Source organism: Alkalihalobacillus sp. BA299, from assembly GCF_017745675.1.
Taxonomy (GTDB): Bacteria; Bacillota; Bacilli; order Bacillales; family Bacillaceae_F; genus Alkalihalobacterium.
Genome location: NZ_JAFLJM010000024.1, coordinates 25,317 through 47,911, shown reverse-complemented (window position 1 = coordinate 47,911; position 22,595 = coordinate 25,317). Strand labels below are relative to the sequence as shown.

Genomic DNA, 22,595 nt, shown 5'->3' with positions numbered 1-22,595 from the left:
TCGAACTCCGGCGGACTCGTAAGGATTGCCTAACCGGAATTCCCCATTAGGCAGTTCCCATACGCATTACCATTGTTAATAAAAGCAAGAACCGTTTCATAGGGAAAATCTCGTCTTAACCATTATTAACACTTTTAGGAAATCTATACAAGAAATTGGATTTCTTTTCTTACACTCTACGACGTTTTGGTGGACGGCAACCATTATGAGGAACAGGCGTAACGTCACGGATCATGCTTACTTCTAAACCTACTGCTTGTAGAGAACGAATCGCTGCTTCACGACCTGCACCAGGACCTTTAACAGTTACTTCGATTGTTTTCATGCCATTTTCCATTGCTGTTTTACCAGCAGCTTCAGCAGCCATTTGAGCAGCAAATGGAGTAGATTTACGAGAACCTTTAAAGCCAAGGTTTCCAGCACTAGCCCATGAAATTGCGTTTCCATGTACATCAGTAATCGTTACAATCGTATTGTTAAAAGTTGATTTAATGTGTGCTACACCACTCTCAACATTTTTACGTTGACGACGTTTTGTACGTGTATTAGTCTTTTTAGCCATGTTCTAACCTACCTCCTTTACTATTTTTTCTTATTAGCTACTGTACGACGTGGACCTTTACGTGTACGAGCATTATTTTTCGTATTTTGTCCGCGAACTGGTAAGCCACGACGATGGCGAATACCACGGTAGCAACCGATCTCGATTAAACGTTTAATGTTAAGAGAGATTTCACGACGAAGGTCTCCTTCAACTCTATACGCATCAAGTACTTCACGAATTTTACCTAATTCATCTTCTGTTAAATCGCGTACGCGAGTATCTTCAGAAACACCAGCTTTTTCTAGAATCTCAGAAGATAACTTTCTTCCGATTCCGTAGACATATGTTAAAGACACTACTACTCGTTTGTCACGAGGAATGTCAACACCTGCAATACGTGCCATGTATTAAAGCACCTCCTTGTATTAACCTTGTTTTTGTTTATGCTTAGGGTTTTCACAAATTACCATTACTGTACCTTTTCTACGAATAACTTTACATTTTTCGCAGATTGGCTTCACTGATGGTCTTACCTTCATATTATTTACCTCCTTATATTACGGAGTGCTCGTATCAAGCTCTCATTTGAGCAAAGCAAACTATATCTAAACCGACAAATACCTAAGGATTATTTATAACGATATGTGATTCGGCCACGCGTTAAATCATATGGAGATAATTCAACTGTCACTTTATCACCTGGTAAGATACGGATAAAGTGCATACGAATTTTACCTGATACATGAGCCAATACTTTATGACCATTTTCTAATTCGACACGGAACATTGCATTTGGTAGTGGCTCAATTACAGTACCTTCAACTTCAATTACATCCTCTTTCGCCATGAATTTACTCTCCTTCCTTCAGTAAATGATTTCGTTCTAAGAACTTTTGTATCGCAAACCGCAGCTTGGCATTGGTAACACGACCAGTTTCATTCATGCTATTTTTCACTTCATCTGAGACATAGTCCATAAACTTAAGGTGTTGGACATTTTTCTTTTTTGCATTATCGAATTTTCGATTATCCCCATCTGCAATGTAAACAAAACGATGATCAATAATTTCAATTACGATACAAAACCGTTCCCGATCTCGGCCTTTTACAACTTCAACGACCTGACCAATAAATGGCCCAGATTCAGGATCTTTCATCTCCATCACCTTCATACTACACTTTCGTTAGTATTTCATAGCCAGTCTCTGTGATAGCAATCGTATGCTCAAAGTGTGCACAATTTTTTCCATCGGTAGTCACAACAGTCCAGTTATCCGCCAATGTTCGTACATAACGACTACCAGCGTTGACCATTGGTTCAATTGCTAAAACCATTCCGGGCTTTAATCGAGGGCCTTTTCCTGGAGGACCGTAGTGTGGAATTTGTGGGTCTTCGTGAAGGTTTTGACCAACACCATGCCCTACATATTCACGAACGACCGAATACCCATACGACTCAACATACGTTTGGATCGCATGTGATATATTCGATAGGCGTTCTCCTGGTTTTGCTTCCTCTAAACCTTTATATAAAGATTCTTCGGTTACATCCATTAACCTTTGATCACTTTCAGCAATATCTCCGACAGCATATGTCCATGCAGAGTCGCCATGATAGCCATTGTATTGCGCTCCTATATCAATACTAATGACATCTCCAGCCTTGAGTACACGTTTCCCTGGTATACCGTGAACCAATTCTTCATTTACTGAAGCACAGATACTACCCGTAAACCCATTGTAGCCTTTAAAGGATGGTACCGCATCATATGAACGAATCAATTTTTCGGCAATGTTATCTAATTCCTTGGTAGTAATACCAGGTTGGATATGCTTTTTCAGCTCCTGATGTGTGAGGGCAACGATCTTACCCGCCTCGCGCATAATGGCGATTTCACGTTCAGTCTTACAAATAATCATGCATTTATTCCTTTCAGAAGTTGGTCAATGTTTTTATACACTTGCCCAATCTCTTGTAACCCATCAATATCACGAAGCACACCTTTCTTTGAGTAGAAATCAAGAAGTGGTTTACTTTGTTTAATATTTACTTCTAGGCGTTTCTTCACTGTTTCTGGTTTATCGTCATCTCTTTGAATCAATTGGCTACCGTCAACGTCACAGATCCCTTCAACCTTTGGAGGGTTGAATATAACATGATATGTTCTCCCTGATGTCGGTGAAACTCTTCTTCCCGTTAGTCGATCCATAAGGATGTCTTCTGGAACTTCGATATTTATAACAAAATCAATTTTACTCTCAAGAGATGCTAGCATCTCATCCAAAGCTTCTGCTTGTGCTACTGTACGTGGAAATCCATCTAGTAGAAATCCTTTTTCGCAATCTGCTTGACTTAATCGTTCACGAACGATACCGATTGTTACTTCATCAGGTACTAGTTCACCAGCATCCATAAATGATTTTGCTTTTACACCTAGTTCAGTTTCATTCTTAATTGCTGCACGGAACATATCTCCTGTAGAGATGTGTGGAATTCCATAGTTCTCAACAATCTTTTCTGCTTGAGTACCTTTTCCAGCACCCGGAAGCCCCATTAATATTAAATTCATTTTCTTCCCCTCCATTACCGATTTATAACTATACTAAGGGAAATCGTTGTTTTCCCTTAGCTTACTAGTTACTTAATGAATCCTTTGTAATGACGTTTAATTAACTGACTCTCGATTTGTTTCATCGTATCTAATGCTACACCAACGACAATCAATAATCCAGTTCCGCCAATTTGTATCGCAGGAGGTAACCCCATAATCGTAGTAAAGAAGACTGGAATAATTGAGACAACCGCTAAGAACAATGCTCCAACAAGTGTCAGTCGATACAGAATACGTGTAATATATTCCTGTGTCGTCTTACCTGGTCGAATGCCAGGGATATAACCACCTTGCTTCTTCAGATTTTCAGCTAATTGCTCTGGATTAACTTGGATAAATGTATAGAAATACGTAAATCCAATAATGAGCAGTGCATACAATACCATTCCGATCGGCTGAGTATAATCAAAAATTTGCGTAACCCAGTAGGCAATCGCATTATCCGTCCCAAAGAACCCAGCAACTGTCGGTGGAAAAATAAATAATGATAAAGCAAAGATTACAGGAATAACCCCAGCTGCATTTACCTTAATTGGTAAATGTGTTGATTGTCCTCCTACAGGACTTCTTCCAACAAGACGCTTTGCATATTGAACTGGAACCTTACGTAAAGCTTGTTGAACGTAGATAACTCCAACAACTACAGCAAGGACAGCAAGGAGTAAAATTAATACTGTAACAATGCTTAGAAACAGTTGCTCACCGGCATTTTCAATTTGGGTAGCATAAATTTGGTTGACCCCGTTTGGAATACCAGCAGCAATACCTGCAAAGATAATAATGGAGATCCCGTTTCCAACACCTTTTGCAGTAATTTGTTCTCCAAGCCACATTAAGAATGCTGTTCCAGCCGTAAGTACGAGTGCTATAAACAGATAGGTAGGAACAGTTGGGTTAGGAATTAGCCCTGGGAATATCGTATTAAACCCGATCGACATCCCTAATGCTTGAATAAAACCTAACGCAATTGTTCCATAACGAGTGATTTGAGCCAATTTCCGACGACCTGCTTCACCCTGTTTTGCCCATTCTGCAAACTTAGGCACTACATCCATCTGAAGTAATTGTACAACGATAGATGCGGTGATATACGGCATAATTCCCATTGCAAAAATCGAAAAGTTACCTAGTGCTCCCCCACCAAATGTATTTAAAAATCCGAAAGCATTCGCTTGATCATAGAAGTTTAATACATCTTTATTTGAACCTGGTACAGGAATAAACGTACCAATTCGAAAGACAACGAGCATTAACAATGTAAAAATAACTTTTCGTCTTAAGTCACCAACGCGCATAATGTTGGAGATCGTCCGGAACATTAAATCACCTCAGTTTTTCCGCCAGCAGCTTCGATTGCTTCCACAGCAGTAGCAGAGAACTTATGAGCTTTTACTGTAAGTTGCTTCTCAAGCTTGCCGTTACCAAGGATTTTAATACCATCCTTTACATTCTTAACTACACCCGTTTCAATTAATAATTCAGGTGTAACTTCCGTGCCTGCATCAAAACGGTTTAACGTGTCTAGGTTTACAATGGCAAACTCTTTGCGAGTAGGGTTTGTAAATCCTCGTTTTGGTAAACGACGAAAAATTGGGTTTTGTCCACCTTCAAATCCTGGACGAACACCACCACCAGAACGTGCGTTTTGTCCTTTGTGTCCACGACCAGATGTTTTCCCGTTACCAGTACCGATACCACGTCCAACGCGGTTACGGACTTTGCGAGAACCTTCTGCAGGTTTCAACTCGTGAAGTTTCATGTTGCCACCTCCTCTTAAGTAAGTTTCAATTACGCCTCTATTTCTTTAACTGTTACTAAGTGTGCTACTTTATTGATCATACCGCGGATTGCAGCGTTATCTTGTTGTACTACAGTTTGGTGCATCTTGCGTAATCCTAGTGTTTTAACAGTAATACGTTGGTCCTCAGGACGTCCGATAATGCTTCTAGTGAGGGTAATTTCTAACTTTTTAGCCATGTCTTTTCCCTCCTTATCCTAGCAGTTCTTCTACTGATTTACCACGTAATTTGGCAACCTCTTCGGCACGCTTAAGTTCTTTAAGGCCTTGCATAGTTGCACGAACCATATTAATAGGGTTATTTGACCCTAGTGACTTCGATAAAATATCACCAACACCCGCAAGATCTAGTACTGCACGTACAGGTCCACCAGCAATAACTCCTGTACCCTCAGATGCTGGCTTAAGTAGTACACGTCCTGCACCGAAGTGACCTAAGATCTCGTGTGGAATTGTTGTACCAACTACAGGTACTTCAATTAAGTTCTTCTTTGCATCTTCAATTGCTTTACGAATTGCTTCAGGAACTTCTTGAGCTTTACCCATTCCAAAGCCGACGTGACCGTTTTTGTCACCTACTACAACTAATGCAGCAAAGCGGAAACGACGTCCACCTTTTACTACTTTAGCTACGCGGTTAACGGCAACAACTTTTTCTTCAAGCTCCAACGTATTTGCATCGATACGCATTTAGTTTCCCTCCTTTTTACATTAAAATTGTAATCCAGCTTCACGAGCTGCATCAGCTAATACTTGAACACGTCCGTGATATAAGTATCCACCACGGTCAAATACAACAGTTGTGTGCCCATTTTCAACTGCACGCTTTGCTACAAGTTCTCCAACAAGCTTTGCTGCCTCTTTATTTCCACCGTTCTCTAAGTTAAGTTCTTTATCTAAACTAGACGCTGAAGCTAATGTTACACCGTTCACATCATCAATTAGCTGTGCGTAAATGTGTTTAGAAGAACGGAAAACGTTTAGACGTGGACGTTCAGGAGTACCTGTGATCGTGCGACGAACATGAGCATGTCTTTTCTTACGCGCCAAATTTTTGTCAGGCTTCGTAATCATTGAACGTCATTCCTTTCCGCTAACTATTTATTATTTACCAGTTTTACCTTCTTTACGACGTACATATTCACCTTCATAACGAATTCCTTTTCCTTTGTAAGGCTCAGGTAAACGAACTGAACGGATGTTTGCTGCAATAGCACCTACACGCTCTTTATCAATACCTTTAACAAGTACTTTTGTATTAGAAGGAACTTCGATTTCGATACCTTCTTCAGGTACGATTTCAACTGGGTGAGAGTAACCAACGTTTAATACTAATTTTGAACCAGATTTTGTTGCACGGTAACCTACCCCGATTAACTCTAGTCCTTTTTCGTATCCTTTTGTTACACCTTCCACCATGTTACTAATGATACTACGAGTCGTTCCGTGTAAAGAACGGTGCTCCTTGTTATCACTTGGACGTTCGATAACAACTTGATTTTCCTCTACTTTAACGACCATTTCTGGATGTACACTACGGCTAAGTTCACCTTTAGGTCCTTTCACCGTAATCACATTATCATTTAAAGTAACTGTTACTCCACTTGGAACTTCAATTGGCTTCTTACCAATACGTGACATATACTTACACCTCCAATCTTACCTTTAATGATTACCAAACGTAAGCTAATACTTCTCCGCCTACTTGTTGTTGTCGAGCATCTTTATCAGTCATAATACCTTTAGATGTAGAAACGATAGCAATACCTAAACCACCTAATACGCGAGGTACTTCTGTAGCTTTTGCGTAAACACGTAACCCAGGCTTACTAATACGTTTTAATCCAGTAATTACTCGCTCGTTATTTGCACCGTATTTTAAGAAGATACGAATAACACCTTGTTTGTTATCTTCGATATATTCAAAGTCACGGATGAAACCTTCACGCTTTAAAATTTCAGCGATTTGTTTTTTGATGTTAGAAGCAGGTACTTCTAATTTCTCGTGACGAACTACGTTCGCATTCCGGATGCGAGTTAGCAAATCTGCAACAGGATCTGTCATGACCATCTATATTACCTCCTTCCCATTTAAGGGTTTACCAGCTAGCTTTTTTAACGCCAGGAATTTGACCTTTATAAGCAAGTTCTCTAAAGCAAATACGGCATAATTTAAACTTTCTCATTACAGAGTGCGGACGTCCACAACGCTCACAACGAGTGTACTCTTGTACTTTGTACTTTTGTGTGCGCTTCTGCTTTGCGATCATTGATTTCTTCGCCAAAGTTTTCCCTCCTCTTCGGCTTTGCCGATTATTTTTGGAATGGCATGCCCATTTGTGTTAATAACTCACGAGCTTCTTCATCCGTGTTTGCAGTCGTTACAATAACGATATCCATACCACGTACTTTATCTACTTTATCGTAATCAATTTCAGGGAAGATTAATTGCTCTTTCACACCTAATGTGTAGTTCCCACGGCCGTCGAAAGCTTTCTTCGAAACCCCACGGAAGTCACGTACACGTGGTAATGAAACTGAAATTAACTTATCTAAGAATTCGTACATACGCTCACCGCGAAGTGTTACTTTCGCTCCGATCGGCATACCTTCACGTAACTTAAAGCCTGCAATTGACTTCTTAGCTTTTGTAATTAACGGCTTTTGACCAGCGATTTGAGTTAGCTCCTCAACTGCTTTATCTAAAGCTTTTGGGTTCGATACTGCGTCACCAACACCCATGTTAATAACGATTTTCTCAACTTTAGGTACCCCCATAACTGAAGGGTAGTTAAATTTCTCAACTAGAGAAGAGACGATCTCACTGTTATACTTCTCTTTTAAACGAGTCATACGATTGACCTCCTTTCAACACTGACTACTTATCTAGTGCTTCGCCAGACTTTTTCGCAATACGTACTTTTTTACCATCTTCTACTTTATAACCAATACGAGTTGGTTCGCCCGTCTTAGGGTCAATAATCATTACATTAGAAACATGAATTGCAGCTTCTTTGCTAACAATTCCCCCTTGTGGGTTATCTTGAGAAGGTTTTGCATGTTTTTTAACAATATTAACACCTTCTACAAGAACACGGTCCTTTTTAGGGAATGCTTCTAAGATAACGCCTTGTTTGCCTTTATCTTTACCAGAGATCACTTTAACTGTGTCACCTTTTTTTACGTGCATGTAATCATCGCACCTCCTTATAAAAGGGATGATGTATATTATAGTACTTCCGGAGCTAAAGAAACGATTTTCATAAATTGTTTTTCACGAAGCTCACGTGCAACTGGTCCAAAGATACGAGTTCCACGAGGACCCTTATCGTCACGTACAATTACAGCTGCATTTTCATCGAATTTAATGTAAGATCCGTCTGTACGACGAACACCGCTCTTTGAACGAACAATTACCGCTTTAACAACGTCACCTTTCTTGACAACGCCGCCTGGTGTTGCTTGTTTCACAGAACAAACGATAATATCACCGACATTAGCTGTTTTACGGCCAGATCCACCTAAAACTTTAATACAAAGTACTTCACGAGCACCTGAGTTGTCAGCAACTTTTAAACGGCTCTCTTGTTGAATCATACGATCTTACCTCCCTTCAAGTTAAAAAGAATAAGTTAGATAATAACTGCTTCTTCTACTACTTCTACTAAACGGAAGCGTTTGTCTTTAGATAATGGACGAGTTTCCATAATCTTAACAATATCGCCAACTTTAGCTGTGTTTTCTTCATCATGGGCTTTGAACTTTTTAGAGTACTTTACGCGCTTTCCATATAAACGATCTTTCTTGTATGTTTCAACAAGTACTGTGATTGTTTTATCCATCTTATCTGAAACTACGCGTCCGATGTACACTTTGCGTTGGTTGCGTTCCATTTAAGCAAACCTCCTCTCAAATTAGCCGTTGTTAATCCCAAGTTCTCTTTCACGCAAAACAGTTTTTGCACGAGCGATTGCCTTACGAACTTCACGAATGCGGGTTGGATTATCCAACTGGCCAGTCGCTAATTGAAAGCGAAGGTTGAATAATTCTTCTTTAAGTGACTTCGTTTTTTGTTCTATTTCAGATGTCGTAAGATTACGAAGGTCATTAGCTTTCATTTGCGTCACCACCCACTTCTTCGCGTTTTACAAACTTACATTTTACAGGTAACTTATGAGAAGCTAAACGTAGTGCTTCACGTGCTACCTCTTCTGATACTCCAGAAATCTCAAACATAATTTTCCCTGGTTTCACTACCGCTACCCATCCCTCAGGAGCACCTTTACCAGAACCCATTCGAACCTCTAAAGGTTTTGCTGTATAAGGTTTAGAAGGGAAAATTTTAATCCATACTTTACCGCCACGTTTCATGTAACGTGTCATTGCAATACGCGCAGCTTCAATTTGTCGGTTAGTAATCCATGAAGCTTCAAGCGCTTGTAAACCATATTCACCAAAATGAACTTCCGTGCCGCCTTTTGCACGACCACGCATCTTACCACGGTGTTCACGACGGTATTTTACACGTTTTGGCAATAACATATTATTTGCCCCCTCCCTCTTTTTTCGTTCCTTTCGTTGGAAGGACTTCACCACGATAAATCCAGATCTTAACGCCTAATTTACCGTAAGTTGTATCTGCTTCTGCAGTTCCATAATCAATGTCTGCACGAAGAGTGTGAAGTGGAACAGTACCTTCGCTATAATGTTCTCCACGAGCGATATCTGCGCCGCCAAGACGACCTGATACTTGTGTTTTAATTCCTTTAGCGCCAGCACGCATTGTACGTTGTAATGCTTGCTTCATTGCACGACGGAAAGAAATACGATTCTCTAATTGACGAGCAATGTTTTCTGCTACTAATTTTGCATCTAAATCAGCATTCTTAATTTCAAAGATGTTGATGTGTACTCGTTTTCCTGTTAGTTCATTTAAAGCTTTACGTAGTGCTTCTACTTCAGAACCACCTTTACCGATCACCATTCCTGGCTTAGCAGTATGAACAGTAACATTTACACGGTTAGCAGCACGTTCGATTTCGATTTTAGACACTGAAGCGTCTTTTAAACGTTTTTCGATGTACTCACGAATTTTAATATCTTCGTGAAGTAAGTCTGCATAGTCCTTTTCAGCGTACCATCTTGACTCCCAGTCACGGATGACACCGACACGAAGTCCTACCGGATTGACTTTTTGACCCACGCTTATCCCTCCTTCTTTTCTGAAACAACGATTGTAATGTGGCTTGTGCGCTTGTTAATACGGCTAGCGCGACCCATAGCACGCGGACGGAAGCGTTTCAAAGTTACGCCCTCATCTACGAATGCTTCTTTAATATATAAGTTATTAGGTTCCATTTCATAATTGTGCTCTGCGTTTGCGATTGCAGAATTTAAAAGCTTTTCTACAATTGGAGAAGCAGCTTTTGGTGTATGGCGTAAGATAGCGATTGCTTCACCGACTTGCTTACCTCGGATTAAGTCCACAACTAGACGAACTTTTCGAGGAGCCACACGCACTTGTTTAGCTACAGCTTTAGCTTGTTGCATTGTCAAGGACCTCCCCTCTTAATTAACGTCTTGTTTTCTTATCATCAGCAGCATGACCTTTGTACGAACGCGTTGGTGCAAACTCACCTAATTTGTGTCCGACCATGTCTTCTGAAACATATACTGGAACATGCTTACGTCCATCGTAAACTGCAATTGTATGCCCAATAAACTCAGGGAAAATTGTTGAACGACGAGACCAAGTTTTAATAACTTTTTTCTCATTTTTTTCGTTCATACCTTCGACCTTTTTCATTAAATGATCATCGACAAAAGGTCCCTTTTTTAAACTACGGCCCATGAATAAACCTCCCTTCGTGATTGACCCACGGTTCGAATGAACCGTAGAACAACCCCGTTATTTTTTGCGTCGACGTACAATGTACTTATCAGAACTCTTATTCTTCTTACGAGTTTTGTAACCAAGTGTTGGTTTACCCCAAGGAGACATTGGTGATTTACGTCCGATTGGAGCACGTCCTTCACCACCACCGTGTGGGTGATCGTTCGGGTTCATTACAGATCCACGTACAGTTGGACGTTTACCTAACCAACGAGAACGACCTGCTTTACCAATGTTTACAAGCTCATGTTCTTCATTTCCTACAGATCCGATTGTTGCACGGCAAGTAGAAAGAATGTAACGAGTTTCTCCTGATTTCAGACGAACTAATACGTAGTCTCCCTCTTTACCAAGAAGTTGAGCTTCTGCACCAGCAGAACGTACTAGCTGAGCACCTTTACCAGGCTTCAACTCGATGTTATGAATTACTGTACCAACAGGAATGTTAATTAAAGGTAGAGCGTTCCCTACTTTAATATCAGCGTTTGAACCTGACTCAATTGTCATTCCAACTTTTAACCCTTTTGGTGCAATAATATAACGCTTTTCACCATCAGCGTAGTTAATTAATGCAATATTTGCAGTACGGTTTGGATCATACTCAATCGTAGCAACGCGGCCTGGAATGCCATCTTTGTTACGTTTGAAGTCAATAACACGGTACTTGCGTTTATGTCCGCCACCTTGATGACGTACAGTTAATTTACCTTGGTTGTTACGTCCGCCTTTATTGTGTAAAGGCGCAAGTAATGATTTCTCCGGTTTGTCAGTAGTGATTTCCGAAAAGTCTAATACTGACATTCCACGACGACCAGCACTGGTCGGTTTATATTTTTTAATCGCCATCTTGATTTCCCTCCTTCTCTGTTAAACTTTATACACCTTCAAAGAATTCTAATTCTTTGCTATCAGGTGATAATGTAACAATTGCTTTTTTACGTTTTGCAGTATAACCTGCGTGACGACCAAAACGTTTGAATTTGCCTTTGTAGTTCATTGTAGCTACTTTTAGAACTTTCACTCCAAAGATTTCTTCAATTGCACTCTTGATTTCAGTTTTGTTCGCGCGAGTGTCTACTTCAAACGTGTATTTTTTCTCAGACATTAAATCAGTTGAACGTTCTGTAATTACGGGGCGCTTAATGATATCACGTGCGTTTGACATTACGCTAGCACCTCCTCTACCTTTTCAACTGCACCTTTTGTAATGATTAACTTATCGTGCTTAAGTACATCAAGAACATTTACACCTTCAACAGAAACAAATGTTACTCCAGGGATGTTACGAGCAGATAAAGCTACCGCATCATTGTAATCAGCAGTTACAATTAATGCTTTACGGTCGACAGAAAGATTTGATAAAATCGAAACCATTTCTTTTGTCTTTGGTGCGTTTAATGCTAAATCTTCTAACACAACAATCTCAGCAGCCTTCACCTTACTAGAAAGAGCTGATTTGATCGCTAAACGGCGTACCTTCTTAGGTAATTTATACCCATAATCACGTGGTTGAGGTCCAAATACTACTCCTCCACCAACCCATTGTGGTGAACGGATCGACCCTTGACGAGCGCGTCCAGTTCCTTTTTGACGCCATGGCTTTCTACCACCGCCGCGTACTTCAGAACGTCCTTTTGTCTTATGAGTACCTTGACGTAAAGATGCTTGTTGCATGACTACAGCATCATGTAGAACATGCTCATTTGGTTCAATACCAAATATGGCATCAGATAATTCAATATCCCCAACTTGAGAGCCGGATTGATTAAATAATGCTACTTTAGGCATGATGTGTCCTCCTTTCCATTAAACGTTAGTCGTTTTTAACCGCACTTTTAACAGTAACATAGCTCTTTTTAGCACCAGGTACATTACCTTTAACTAAAAGAAGGTTACGCTCTGTATCAACTTTTACGATTTCTAAATTTTGAACTGTAATTTGTTCTCCACCCATACGTCCAGGTAAAGCTTTACCTTTAAATACACGGTTTGGAGCAACAGGTCCCATTGAACCAGGGCGACGGTGGTAACGAGAACCGTGGGACATTGGTCCACGAGATTGGTTGTGGCGCTTGATTGCACCTTGGAAACCTTTCCCTTTTGATGTTCCTGTTACGTCTACTACGTCACCTACGTTAAATGCGTCTGCTTTGACTTCTTGACCAACTTCATACGTAGCTAAATCTACGTTACGAATTTCTTTCACGAAGCGCTTAGGTGCTGTGTTTGCTTTTTCTGCGTGTCCTTTTTCAGGCTTAATCACACGGTTAGCTTTTTGATCATCAAAACCTAATTGAATAGCTTCATACCCATCATTTTCTACTGTCTTCTTTTGAAGAACAACGTTCGGAGTAACTTCAATTACAGTTACAGGAATTACATCACCGTTTTCTGCAAACACTTGAGTCATACCGATTTTCTTCCCTAAGATTCCTTTGGTCATTAGTCACACCTCCTGTGTTTTCACTGATTTTATTTTTATGCCATTATTTTATAGTTAAATTTACGATTAATAGTAATGAACAACTCAAACTTTACATAAATTACGATTAAAGTTTGATTTCGATATCAACGCCAGATGGCAGGTCTAATCTCATTAAAGCATCAACAGTTTGTGGTGTTGGGTTTACAATATCGATTAAACGCTTATGCGTGCGCATTTCGAATTGCTCACGAGAATCTTTGTACTTGTGTACCGCACGAAGAATAGTGTAAACACTTTTTTCAGTCGGAAGCGGAATTGGACCAGATACATTAGCTCCAGAACGCTTCGCTGTGTCTACGATTTTCTCAGCTGATTGATCAAGGATTCTATGATCGTAAGCTTTAAGACGGATGCGAATTTTTTGTTTTGCCATTTAAGCCCCTCCTTTATCGTCCATTTTTATAAATAGACATACTCCGCGAAAATTTCCTCACACCCTGCCATGGCAATGGGGCCGGGTGTGTCAGCAACCTTTCGCATCATCGCTGTCACAGACCAACATTCAATATTATATAAAATCTAAATGCAAAATGCAAGAATATTTTTCTGTTGATCACACTTTTACTATTATAATGAGGTTATACATAAAATTCAAGTGGAATTGGATTTTAAAATCCTTCCAATTTACTGTTCATTAAAAGATGGTTTAAAGATGAAAGAAGAGGTGCCCTTTTTCAAGGCACCCCCTTATTCATTAAATAAAATTACTCTTGGATTGAAGCAACAACGCCAGCTCCAACTGTACGTCCACCTTCACGAATTGAGAACTTTGTTCCTTCTTCGATCGCGATTGGTGAAATAAGTTCAACTGTCATTTCGATGTTGTCTCCAGGCATAACCATTTCTACACCTTCAGGAAGGTTACAAATACCAGTTACGTCAGTTGTACGGAAGTAGAACTGAGGGCGGTAGTTTGTGAAAAATGGAGTGTGACGTCCACCCTCTTCTTTAGAAAGTACATAAACTTCTGCTTTAAATTTAGTGTGAGGAGTGATAGTACCTGGTTTAGCAAGTACTTGTCCACGTTGGATATCATCACGAGATACACCACGAAGTAATGCACCAATGTTGTCTCCAGCTTCAGCATAATCAAGAAGCTTACGGAACATTTCTACTCCAGTAACTGTAGTTTTGCTTGGCTCTTCAGCAAGTCCGATGATTTCTACTTCTTCACCAACTTTAACTTGGCCACGCTCAACACGTCCAGTAGCAACTGTACCACGACCAGTGATTGAGAATACATCCTCAACTGGCATCATGAATGGCTTTTCGTTGTCACGCTCTGGAGTTGGGATGTAAGAGTCAACAGCGTCCATTAACTCATAGATTTTTGCTTCCCAAGCTTCGTCTCCTTCAAGAGCTTTAAGAGCAGAACCTTGGATAACTGGTACATCATCACCAGGGAAGTCATACTCAGTAAGAAGATCACGAACTTCCATTTCTACTAATTCAAGTAGCTCTTCATCATCTACCATATCACATTTGTTTAAGAAAACTACGATGTAAGGAACACCTACTTGACGAGAAAGTAGAATATGCTCACGAGTTTGTGGCATTGGACCGTCAGCAGCAGATACTACTAGGATCGCTCCGTCCATTTGTGCAGCACCAGTGATCATGTTTTTAACGTAGTCAGCATGTCCTGGGCAGTCAACGTGTGCATAATGACGAGTATCAGTTTCATACTCAACGTGTGCAGTAGAGATTGTGATACCGCGCTCACGCTCTTCTGGAGCTCCATCGATTTGATCGTATGCACGAGCTTCTGCTCCACCTTTTTTAGCAAGAACAGTTGTGATTGCAGCTGTTAATGTAGTTTTACCATGGTCAACGTGTCCGATTGTACCAATATTAGCATGTGTTTTAGAACGGTCAAATTTAGCTTTTCCCATTTTACTTTTCCTCCCTTAAATACACATCAATTATTATGGATAAGAAAGGTGAAATAACCATTTAATATCACCTTTCTTAGCTTACAATAAACTACTATAAGAAACAATAATAACTGTCAATTATTGGCCAGTTTGTTTCTTGATAATTTCTTCAGCAATGCTCTTAGGTACTTCTTCATAGTGATCAAAGTGCATTGTATAGTTTCCACGTCCTTGAGTACGTGAACGTAGAGATGTTGCATAACCGAACATTTCAGCAAGTGGTACCATCGCACGAACTACTTGTGCGTTACCGCGAGCTTCCATACCTTCAACGCGTCCGCGACGTGATGTCACATCACCCATAATGTCACCCATGTATTCTTCAGGTACAACAACTTCTACTTTCATCATTGGCTCAAGAAGTACTGGGTTACAATGTGACTTTGCGTTCTTTAATGCCATTGAACCTGCAATTTTAAACGCCATTTCGTTTGAGTCTACATCATGGTATGAACCATCAAAAATCGTTGCTTTTAAGTCTAATAGTGGGAACCCAGCTAGCATTCCATTTTGTAATGATTCTTCAATCCCAGCTTGAACTGCTGGAATATATTCACGTGGTACTACACCACCAACGATTTTGTTTTCGAATTCGAAACCTTTACCTTCTTCAAGAGGCTCGAATTCAATCCAAACGTGACCGTATTGTCCACGACCACCAGACTGACGTACAAACTTCCCTTCAACTTTCGCCGCTTTGCGGATTGTTTCACGGTAAGATACTTGAGGAGCACCAACATTAGCTTCAACTTTGAATTCACGGCGCATACGGTCTACGATGATATCAAGGTGAAGCTCACCCATACCAGCAATAATCGTTTGGCCTGTTTCTTCATTCGTATGTGTTCTAAATGTAGGGTCTTCCTCAGCTAATTTAGCTAACGCCATACCCATTTTATCTTGGTCTGACTTCGATTTAGGTTCAACAGAAAGTGAAATTACCGGTTCTGGGAACTCCATAGATTCTAAGATAACTTGGTTCTTCTCATCACAAAGAGTATCACCAGTTGTTGTATCTTTTAAACCTACAGCAGCAGCGATGTCACCTGCATATACAGTCGCGATTTCCTCACGGCTGTTAGCGTGCATCTGTAGAATACGCCCGATACGTTCACGTTTTCCTTTTGTAGAGTTGATTACATAAGAACCAGAGTTGATTGTACCTGAGTACACACGGAAGAATGTTAATTTACCAACGTAAGGGTCAGTCATAACTTTGAATGCTAGTGCTGCGAATGGACCTTCATCACTAGATTCACGAGTTGTTTCTTCTTCAGTATCAGGTAACGTACCTTTGATAGCTGGTACATCAAGCGGTGAAGGGAGATAGTCTAGAACAGCATCTAGTACTAACTGAACACCCTTGTTCTTGAATGCAGAGCCACATAGTACCGGGAAGAATTCAACGTTACAAGTCCCTTTACGGATTGCACCTTTGATTTCTTCTTTTGTTAACTCTTCGCCCTCTAAGTACTTCATCATTAGTTCTTCATCTAATTCAGCAGCAGCTTCAACAAGTTGCTCATGTAACTCTTGAGCCTTCTCTTTGTACTCTTCAGGAATTTCTTTAGCTTCCGTACGAGTTCCTAGATCATCCTCATAGTAATAAGCAACCATATCGATTAGATCAATAATACCATTAAACTCATCTTCTGCTCCGATTGGAAGCTGAATAGGTTGAGCTTTAACACCTAAACGATCGTGGATTGTGCCTACTGAATATAAGAAGTCGGCACCTGTTTTGTCCATTTTGTTAACAAAAACAATACGAGGTACGCCGTATGTCGTTGCTTGTCTCCAAACTGTTTCCGTTTGTGGTTCAACACCTGATTGAGCATCTAGTACTGCTACAGCTCCGTCTAATACACGTAAAGAACGTTCTACCTCTACAGTAAAGTCTACGTGACCTGGTGTATCGATAATGTTAACACGGTGACCTTTCCATTGAGCAGTTGTAGCTGCAGACGTGATTGTAATACCACGCTCTTGCTCCTGCTCCATCCAGTCCATTTGAGATGCACCTTCATGAGTTTCACCGATCTTATGAATACGTCCAGTGTAGAATAAGATACGTTCTGTTGTAGTCGTTTTACCGGCATCAATGTGAGCCATGATGCCGATATTACGTGTATTCTTTAAGGAGAACTCTCTTGCCATAGTGTATTTCTCCTTTCATTCTTTGAATGATTATTAGAATAGTTATTTTATATATCTTACCAACGATAGTGAGCAAACGCTTTGTTAGCTTCAGCCATCTTATGAGTGTCTTCACGTTTCTTAACAGATGCACCAGTGTTGTTTGCTGCATCTAAGATTTCGTTAGCTAAACGCTCTTCCATCGTTTTTTCTCCACGAAGGCGAGCATAGTTAACTAACCAACGAAGACCTAAAGTCGTTCTTCGTTCAGGCTTAACTTCAATCGGTACTTGATAGTTAGCACCACCTACACGACGTGCTTTAACTTCTAATACTGGCATGATGTTTTTAAGTGCTTGATCGAAAACTTCCATAGGGTCATTTCCGCTACGCTCTTTTACTAAATCAAAAGCATTATAAAGAATGCTCTCAGCTACACCTTTCTTTCCATCAACCATGATACGGTTGATTAGGCGAGTTACTAATTTTGAATTATAAAGAGGATCTGGTAGTACATCTCTCTTTGCTACTGGTCCTTTACGAGGCATTATTTCCCCTCCTTTCGTTATATAAACCTATTTTTATCGAATTACTTTTTCGCTTCTTTAGGGCGTTTTGTTCCATACTTAGAACGACCTTGCATACGATTTTGAACTCCTGCTGTATCAAGAGCACCACGAACGATGTGATAACGTACCCCTGGTAAGTCCTTTACACGTCCACCACGGATTAGTACAACACTGTGCTCTTGTAAGTTGTGTCCAATTCCTGGAATATAAGCTGTAACCTCAATACCATTCGTTAAACGTACACGAGCATATTTACGAAGAGCTGAGTTCGGCTTCTTCGGTGTCATTGTACCTACACGAGTACAAACACCACGTTTTTGCGGTGATGATTGGTTAGTTTGAGCTTTGATAAAGCTGTTATAACCTTTATTTAATGCAGGTGAGTCAGACTTTTTAATTTTCGCTTGACGTCCCTTACGGATAAGCTGGTTAATTGTAGGCATGTTTTTTCCTCCTTTCGTAAAGAAATTGTTAAGACCACTGATCCTGGTGGTTCATTTTTAAACAAAAGTAAAGTTTTTGCCAAGCGATCGACATCGCATTGGCAAAAACATTATTACTTTGTCAAAGTTACAGTGGCAGCTCCAACATCTATTCCACAAACTTTTCCTAGCTTCTTCATGGAATCGACTGTTGTTATCGGTACGCCTTTTTTCTGAGCTAGCAGTTGTACTTTATTAACAACTCTTGCATCAGCGTCATTGGCTATGATGACCTCAATTGCGTTCCCTTGTTCGAGAGCTTTGATCGTTTGTTTAGTACCTATGACAACATTCTCTGCCTGCGTCACTTTTTCATAAGACATCGTTTCATCCTCCAAAGCTACAGGTTTCTCAGGCACACTACGATATAATATCACTCTCATTATACGCTGTCAACTATGTTTTGAAATTTATTCTTGAGTTGCAACTTCCTCGATCGGTTCTAGTTGCTCCAACTCTTCTTGTTTGTCGTGCTCGGAAATAATCTTTAAGTTGCGATAACGTGTCATTCCTGTTCCTGCAGGGACAAGTTTCCCAATAATTACATTTTCTTTTAGCCCTAATAATTCATCTCTCTTACCTTTAATTGCTGCATCGGTTAGAACTCTTGTTGTTTCCTGGAACGATGCTGCTGATAAGAATGATTCTGTTTCTAATGAGGCTTTCGTAATACCTAGTAACACTGGGCGTCCTGTTGCAGGTCGTTCTCCTTCAAGAAGCACTTTTAAGTTTTCGTCATTAAATTGGTGAATATCCATTAGAGCGCCTGGAAGTACTGTTGTTTCTCCGTTATCAACAACCCTAATTTTTCTTAACATCTGACGAACCATTACTTCTACGTGTTTATCACCAATTTCTACCCCTTGCATACGGTAAACTTTTTGTACTTCACGTAGGAGATACTCTTGAACACCTTTCACACCTTTTACATGCAGTAGTTCTTTAGGATCTATTGAACCTTCAGTAATACTTTGACCCGGAACTAGATGATCTCCTTCAATAACTTTAATTCTTGCACCATAAGGGATCGCATAGTTTCTTGTCTCCATTTCACCTTGTACTACTACTTCACGTTTATCTGAACCATCATTTACTGACACTACTGTACCTTCTATTTCAGAAATAACCGCTTGACCTTTCGGGTTACGCGCTTCAAACAACTCTTGGATACGCGGAAGACCCTGTGTAATATCGTCTCCTGCTACCCCACCTGTATGGAAGGTACGCATCGTAAGCTGTGTTCCCGGCTCACCGATCGATTGTGCAGCAATAATACCAACTGCCTCACCAACTTCTACATCACTGCCTGTCGCAAGGTTACGTCCGTAACATTTTTTACATACTCCATGCCTTGTATCACATGTGAAAACAGAGCGAATAGTAACTGTTTCAACTCCTGAATCAACGATTGCTTTTGCAATATCTTCATCAATGAGTTCATTTTTCGAAATGAGTACTTCACCTGTTTCTGGATGACGAACTGATTGGAACGAGAAACGTCCAACGAGACGATCATACAGACTTTCGATCACTTCAGTGCCTTCTTTAATTGCTTCGACTACAAGACCACGGTCTGTTCCACAATCATCTTCACGGACAATTACGTCTTGAGCAACATCAACCAGACGACGTGTTAAGTAACCTGAGTCAGCTGTTTTTAATGCTGTATCGGCTAGACCTTTACGAGCTCCATGAGTAGAAATGAAGTACTCTAATACTGTTAACCCTTCACGGAAACTTGATTTAATCGGTAACTCAATAATACGTCCAGATGGGTTAGCCATCAGTCCGCGCATTCCTGCTAACTGTGTAAAGTTAGACGCATTACCACGGGCACCAGAGTCACTCATCATAAAGATTGGATTGAGCTTATCTAAAGATTTCATTAGTTTTTCTTGAATGATATCTTTCGCTTCACTCCAAATCGAGATAACTCGATCATAACGTTCTTCTTCTGTAATTAGACCACGACGGAACTGCTTGATGACACGGTCTACCTTTTCTTCAGCTTTTGCTAAGATTTCTTTTTTCTCTGCTAATACAACGATGTCAGCTACCCCTACAGTAATACCGGCTTTCGTTGAATACCTGAAACCGAGGTCTTTCATACGGTCAAGCATTTTTGATGTTTCAGTAATTTTAAATTGTTTAAATACTTGAGCAATGATATTACCTAAGAAGCCTTTTTTAAACGGCGCTACAATGTCACGTTCTGCAAAAACTTCTTTTACATCCGTTGTCATTGGAACCATATATTTTTCTGGTAATGCTTCTTCTAAATTTGTAGCCGTCGGTTCATTCACGTACGGGAATGACTCTGGAAGAATTTCATTAAAAATAATTTTTCCAACCGTTGTTAATAGGAGCATACTATATTGCTCATCAGAAAATGTTGTTTTATTTAACGAGGCAACCGGAATTGCAATCCGACTGTGCAAATGGACATAGCCATTTTGATAGGCAATTAACGCCTCATTAGGATCTTTGAAAATAGAGCCTTCGCCTTTTGCTCCAACTCTTTCTAACGTTAAATAATAATTTCCTAAAACCATATCCTGGGAAGGAGTAACTACCGGTTTCCCGTCTTTAGGGTTAAGAATATTTTGTGCAGCTAACATTAGAAGTCGAGCTTCAGCTTGGGCTTCAGCTGATAACGGTACGTGAACCGCCATTTGGTCACCGTCAAAGTCAGCATTATAGGCAGTACAAACTAAAGGGTGCAGCTTAATGGCACGCCCTTCAACAAGTGTTGGTTCAAATGCTTGAATCCCTAATCTGTGCAACGTAGGAGCACGGTTAAGTAGGACTGGGTGCTCACGAATAACTTCTTCAAGTACATCCCACACTTCAGGTTGAACACGTTCGACCTTACGCTTTGCACTCTTTATGTTGTGTGCTAACCCTTTACTAACTAGTTCTTTCATAACAAATGGCTTAAATAACTCTAATGCCATTTCTTTTGGTAGTCCGCATTGATACATCTTTAAGTTAGGTCCAACTACGATAACCGAACGTCCTGAGTAGTCAACACGTTTACCTAATAGATTTTGACGGAAACGCCCTTGCTTTCCTTTTAACATATGAGAAAGTGATTTCAATGGACGATTACCTGGCCCAGTTACTGGACGACCTCTTCGGCCGTTATCGATTAGCGCATCAACTGCTTCTTGTAACATACGCTTTTCATTTTGAACAATGATATTCGGAGCACCAAGATCAAGTAGGCGCTTCAAACGATTATTTCGGTTAATCACACGACGATAAAGATCGTTTAAATCTGATGTCGCAAAGCGTCCACCATCTAATTGAACCATCGGACGTAGTTCTGGCGGAATTACAGGAAGTACATCAAGGATCATCCAAGACGGATCATTTCCTGAGTGTCTAAAGGCTTCTAAAACCTCAAGACGCTTAATTGCTCTCGTTCTACGTTGACCTTGTGCAGTCGCAAGCTCATCTTTAAGGATATCAACCTCTTTATCTAAATCAATATCAGCTAGAAGCTTTTTAATTGCTTCTGCTCCCATTTGCGCAGTGAATGAACGTCCATACTTATCTCGATATGTACGATATTCCTTTTCAGAAAGTAACTGCTTTTTCTCTAATGGGGTATCACCTGGTTCTGTCACTACATAAGAAGCAAAGTAAATAACCTCTTCAAGTGAACGAGGAGACATGTCAAGGACAAGTCCCATTCTGCTAGGAATCCCCTTAAAATACCAAATGTGAGATACTGGGGCCGCTAACTCAATGTGTCCCATTCTCTCACGACGAACTTTCGCACGAGTTACTTCAACGCCACAACGGTCGCAAACGACACCTTTGTAACGTACACGCTTATACTTACCACAATGACATTCCCAGTCCTTCGTCGGACCAAAAATTCTTTCACAAAATAGGCCGTCTTTTTCAGGTTTGAGTGTACGATAGTTAATTGTTTCAGGCTTTTTAACCTCACCACGTGACCAAGAACGTATTTTATTCGGCGAAGCAAGACCAATCTTCATAAACTCAAAATTATTTACATCTATCAAGGGGCCAACCTCCCTTTCCATCTTAAGGTTTTTAAGGTTGAAATGGTGAGGATGACTCAGGATCATTTGAATACAGGCACTTTGAGAAAAAGCGCATGTTCTTTCTCC

The 22,595-nt window shown here is 40.3% G+C and carries 35 protein-coding genes; all 35 read right to left on the bottom strand.

Annotated elements, in window-relative coordinates:
• Positions 1 to 169 precede the first annotated feature (169 nt).
• Positions 170 to 562, bottom strand: a complete 393-nt coding sequence (rpsK, locus tag J0N78_RS22500; RefSeq protein ID WP_075388570.1) for a 30S ribosomal protein S11 — start codon at positions 560 to 562, stop codon at positions 170 to 172.
• A gap of 20 nt (positions 563 to 582) precedes the next feature.
• On the bottom strand, positions 583 to 948 hold the full coding sequence (gene rpsM / locus J0N78_RS22495; protein WP_209125336.1) for a 30S ribosomal protein S13: 366 nt from the start codon (positions 946 to 948) through the stop codon (positions 583 to 585).
• 21 nt (positions 949 to 969) lie between these two features.
• Positions 970 to 1,083: a 50S ribosomal protein L36 gene (gene rpmJ / locus J0N78_RS22490; protein WP_003322638.1), complete on the bottom strand. Its 114-nt coding sequence runs from the start codon at positions 1,081 to 1,083 to the stop codon at positions 970 to 972.
• 89 nt (positions 1,084 to 1,172) lie between these two features.
• On the bottom strand, positions 1,173 to 1,391 hold the full coding sequence (infA, locus tag J0N78_RS22485; protein ID WP_003322635.1) for a translation initiation factor IF-1: 219 nt from the start codon (positions 1,389 to 1,391) through the stop codon (positions 1,173 to 1,175).
• A gap of 4 nt (positions 1,392 to 1,395) precedes the next feature.
• Positions 1,396 to 1,701, bottom strand: coding sequence for a KOW domain-containing RNA-binding protein (locus tag J0N78_RS22480; protein ID WP_209125335.1), 306 nt, complete (start codon positions 1,699 to 1,701; stop codon positions 1,396 to 1,398).
• A gap of 16 nt (positions 1,702 to 1,717) precedes the next feature.
• A complete protein-coding gene (gene map, locus J0N78_RS22475; RefSeq protein ID WP_209125334.1) occupies positions 1,718 to 2,464 on the bottom strand; it encodes a type I methionyl aminopeptidase in 747 nt (248 codons plus the stop codon).
• Positions 2,461 to 3,114: an adenylate kinase gene (locus J0N78_RS22470; RefSeq protein WP_209125333.1), complete on the bottom strand. Its 654-nt coding sequence runs from the start codon at positions 3,112 to 3,114 to the stop codon at positions 2,461 to 2,463. Before J0N78_RS22470 ends, map begins: the two co-directional genes overlap by 4 nt.
• A gap of 68 nt (positions 3,115 to 3,182) precedes the next feature.
• A complete protein-coding gene (secY, locus tag J0N78_RS22465; protein ID WP_209125332.1) occupies positions 3,183 to 4,475 on the bottom strand; it encodes a preprotein translocase subunit SecY in 1,293 nt (430 codons plus the stop codon).
• Positions 4,475 to 4,915, bottom strand: a complete 441-nt coding sequence (rplO, locus tag J0N78_RS22460) for a 50S ribosomal protein L15 (RefSeq protein ID WP_209125331.1) — start codon at positions 4,913 to 4,915, stop codon at positions 4,475 to 4,477. Before rplO ends, secY begins: the two co-directional genes overlap by 1 nt.
• Positions 4,916 to 4,944: 29 nt before the next feature.
• On the bottom strand, positions 4,945 to 5,133 hold the full coding sequence (gene rpmD / locus J0N78_RS22455; RefSeq protein WP_209125330.1) for a 50S ribosomal protein L30: 189 nt from the start codon (positions 5,131 to 5,133) through the stop codon (positions 4,945 to 4,947).
• Between the two features lie 13 nt (positions 5,134 to 5,146).
• On the bottom strand, positions 5,147 to 5,644 hold the full coding sequence (gene rpsE / locus J0N78_RS22450) for a 30S ribosomal protein S5 (RefSeq protein WP_209125329.1): 498 nt from the start codon (positions 5,642 to 5,644) through the stop codon (positions 5,147 to 5,149).
• Between the two features lie 21 nt (positions 5,645 to 5,665).
• Positions 5,666 to 6,028 (bottom strand): 50S ribosomal protein L18, encoded by a 363-nt coding sequence (gene rplR / locus J0N78_RS22445; protein ID WP_209125328.1) that lies wholly within the window; start codon positions 6,026 to 6,028, stop codon positions 5,666 to 5,668.
• A 30-nt stretch (positions 6,029 to 6,058) separates the two neighbouring features.
• Entirely contained in the window at positions 6,059 to 6,595 is a 537-nt protein-coding gene (gene rplF / locus J0N78_RS22440) for a 50S ribosomal protein L6 (RefSeq protein ID WP_209125327.1), read from the bottom strand.
• A gap of 31 nt (positions 6,596 to 6,626) precedes the next feature.
• The gene (rpsH, locus tag J0N78_RS22435; protein ID WP_209125326.1) at positions 6,627 to 7,025 is read right to left on the bottom strand and encodes a 30S ribosomal protein S8; all 399 of its coding nucleotides are present in this window, start codon (positions 7,023 to 7,025) and stop codon (positions 6,627 to 6,629) included.
• Positions 7,026 to 7,053: 28 nt separating this feature from the next.
• Entirely contained in the window at positions 7,054 to 7,239 is a 186-nt protein-coding gene (locus J0N78_RS22430; RefSeq protein WP_188385837.1) for a type Z 30S ribosomal protein S14, read from the bottom strand.
• A gap of 28 nt (positions 7,240 to 7,267) precedes the next feature.
• Positions 7,268 to 7,807, bottom strand: coding sequence for a 50S ribosomal protein L5 (gene rplE, locus J0N78_RS22425; RefSeq protein WP_209125325.1), 540 nt, complete (start codon positions 7,805 to 7,807; stop codon positions 7,268 to 7,270).
• Between the two features lie 25 nt (positions 7,808 to 7,832).
• Positions 7,833 to 8,144 (bottom strand): 50S ribosomal protein L24, encoded by a 312-nt coding sequence (gene rplX / locus J0N78_RS22420; protein WP_075388584.1) that lies wholly within the window; start codon positions 8,142 to 8,144, stop codon positions 7,833 to 7,835.
• A gap of 38 nt (positions 8,145 to 8,182) precedes the next feature.
• Positions 8,183 to 8,551 carry a 50S ribosomal protein L14 gene (gene rplN, locus J0N78_RS22415; protein WP_209125324.1) on the bottom strand — a complete coding sequence of 123 codons (369 nt, stop codon included), beginning with the start codon at positions 8,549 to 8,551 and terminating at the stop codon, positions 8,183 to 8,185.
• A 35-nt stretch (positions 8,552 to 8,586) separates the two neighbouring features.
• Positions 8,587 to 8,847, bottom strand: a complete 261-nt coding sequence (gene rpsQ / locus J0N78_RS22410; RefSeq protein WP_209125323.1) for a 30S ribosomal protein S17 — start codon at positions 8,845 to 8,847, stop codon at positions 8,587 to 8,589.
• 21 nt (positions 8,848 to 8,868) lie between these two features.
• The gene (gene rpmC, locus J0N78_RS22405; RefSeq protein ID WP_209125354.1) at positions 8,869 to 9,072 is read right to left on the bottom strand and encodes a 50S ribosomal protein L29; all 204 of its coding nucleotides are present in this window, start codon (positions 9,070 to 9,072) and stop codon (positions 8,869 to 8,871) included.
• Complete coding sequence (rplP, locus tag J0N78_RS22400; RefSeq protein WP_017729591.1) at positions 9,062 to 9,496, bottom strand: 50S ribosomal protein L16; 435 nt, start codon at positions 9,494 to 9,496, stop codon at positions 9,062 to 9,064. Before rplP ends, rpmC begins: the two co-directional genes overlap by 11 nt.
• A 1-nt stretch (position 9,497) precedes the next feature.
• Positions 9,498 to 10,157: a 30S ribosomal protein S3 gene (gene rpsC / locus J0N78_RS22395; protein ID WP_209125322.1), complete on the bottom strand. Its 660-nt coding sequence runs from the start codon at positions 10,155 to 10,157 to the stop codon at positions 9,498 to 9,500.
• A gap of 2 nt (positions 10,158 to 10,159) precedes the next feature.
• Positions 10,160 to 10,504 carry a 50S ribosomal protein L22 gene (gene rplV / locus J0N78_RS22390; RefSeq protein ID WP_209125321.1) on the bottom strand — a complete coding sequence of 115 codons (345 nt, stop codon included), beginning with the start codon at positions 10,502 to 10,504 and terminating at the stop codon, positions 10,160 to 10,162.
• Positions 10,505 to 10,526: 22 nt separating this feature from the next.
• Positions 10,527 to 10,805, bottom strand: coding sequence for a 30S ribosomal protein S19 (gene rpsS / locus J0N78_RS22385; protein WP_209125320.1), 279 nt, complete (start codon positions 10,803 to 10,805; stop codon positions 10,527 to 10,529).
• A 57-nt stretch (positions 10,806 to 10,862) separates the two neighbouring features.
• Positions 10,863 to 11,693 (bottom strand): 50S ribosomal protein L2, encoded by an 831-nt coding sequence (rplB, locus tag J0N78_RS22380; RefSeq protein ID WP_209125319.1) that lies wholly within the window; start codon positions 11,691 to 11,693, stop codon positions 10,863 to 10,865.
• 28 nt (positions 11,694 to 11,721) lie between these two features.
• Positions 11,722 to 12,012 carry a 50S ribosomal protein L23 gene (gene rplW, locus J0N78_RS22375; RefSeq protein ID WP_209125318.1) on the bottom strand — a complete coding sequence of 97 codons (291 nt, stop codon included), beginning with the start codon at positions 12,010 to 12,012 and terminating at the stop codon, positions 11,722 to 11,724.
• Positions 12,012 to 12,635, bottom strand: a complete 624-nt coding sequence (rplD, locus tag J0N78_RS22370) for a 50S ribosomal protein L4 (protein WP_209125317.1) — start codon at positions 12,633 to 12,635, stop codon at positions 12,012 to 12,014. The genes rplW and rplD overlap by 1 nt, the downstream gene beginning before the upstream one ends.
• A gap of 25 nt (positions 12,636 to 12,660) precedes the next feature.
• Positions 12,661 to 13,290: a 50S ribosomal protein L3 gene (rplC, locus tag J0N78_RS22365; RefSeq protein WP_209125316.1), complete on the bottom strand. Its 630-nt coding sequence runs from the start codon at positions 13,288 to 13,290 to the stop codon at positions 12,661 to 12,663.
• Between the two features lie 106 nt (positions 13,291 to 13,396).
• The gene (gene rpsJ, locus J0N78_RS22360; protein WP_026673495.1) at positions 13,397 to 13,705 is read right to left on the bottom strand and encodes a 30S ribosomal protein S10; all 309 of its coding nucleotides are present in this window, start codon (positions 13,703 to 13,705) and stop codon (positions 13,397 to 13,399) included.
• Between the two features lie 331 nt (positions 13,706 to 14,036).
• On the bottom strand, positions 14,037 to 15,224 hold the full coding sequence (gene tuf, locus J0N78_RS22355; protein ID WP_209125315.1) for an elongation factor Tu: 1,188 nt from the start codon (positions 15,222 to 15,224) through the stop codon (positions 14,037 to 14,039).
• A 120-nt stretch (positions 15,225 to 15,344) separates the two neighbouring features.
• The gene (gene fusA, locus J0N78_RS22350) at positions 15,345 to 17,423 is read right to left on the bottom strand and encodes an elongation factor G (protein WP_209125314.1); all 2,079 of its coding nucleotides are present in this window, start codon (positions 17,421 to 17,423) and stop codon (positions 15,345 to 15,347) included.
• A 56-nt stretch (positions 17,424 to 17,479) separates the two neighbouring features.
• Positions 17,480 to 17,950, bottom strand: coding sequence for a 30S ribosomal protein S7 (gene rpsG, locus J0N78_RS22345; protein WP_075388599.1), 471 nt, complete (start codon positions 17,948 to 17,950; stop codon positions 17,480 to 17,482).
• 41 nt (positions 17,951 to 17,991) lie between these two features.
• Positions 17,992 to 18,414 (bottom strand): 30S ribosomal protein S12, encoded by a 423-nt coding sequence (rpsL, locus tag J0N78_RS22340; protein WP_075388600.1) that lies wholly within the window; start codon positions 18,412 to 18,414, stop codon positions 17,992 to 17,994.
• Positions 18,415 to 18,527: 113 nt separating this feature from the next.
• The gene (locus J0N78_RS22335) at positions 18,528 to 18,776 is read right to left on the bottom strand and encodes a 50S ribosomal protein L7ae-like protein (RefSeq protein WP_209125313.1); all 249 of its coding nucleotides are present in this window, start codon (positions 18,774 to 18,776) and stop codon (positions 18,528 to 18,530) included.
• A gap of 87 nt (positions 18,777 to 18,863) precedes the next feature.
• Positions 18,864 to 22,487, bottom strand: a complete 3,624-nt coding sequence (gene rpoC, locus J0N78_RS22330; protein ID WP_209125312.1) for a DNA-directed RNA polymerase subunit beta' — start codon at positions 22,485 to 22,487, stop codon at positions 18,864 to 18,866.
• Positions 22,488 to 22,595: the final 108 nt, after the last annotated feature.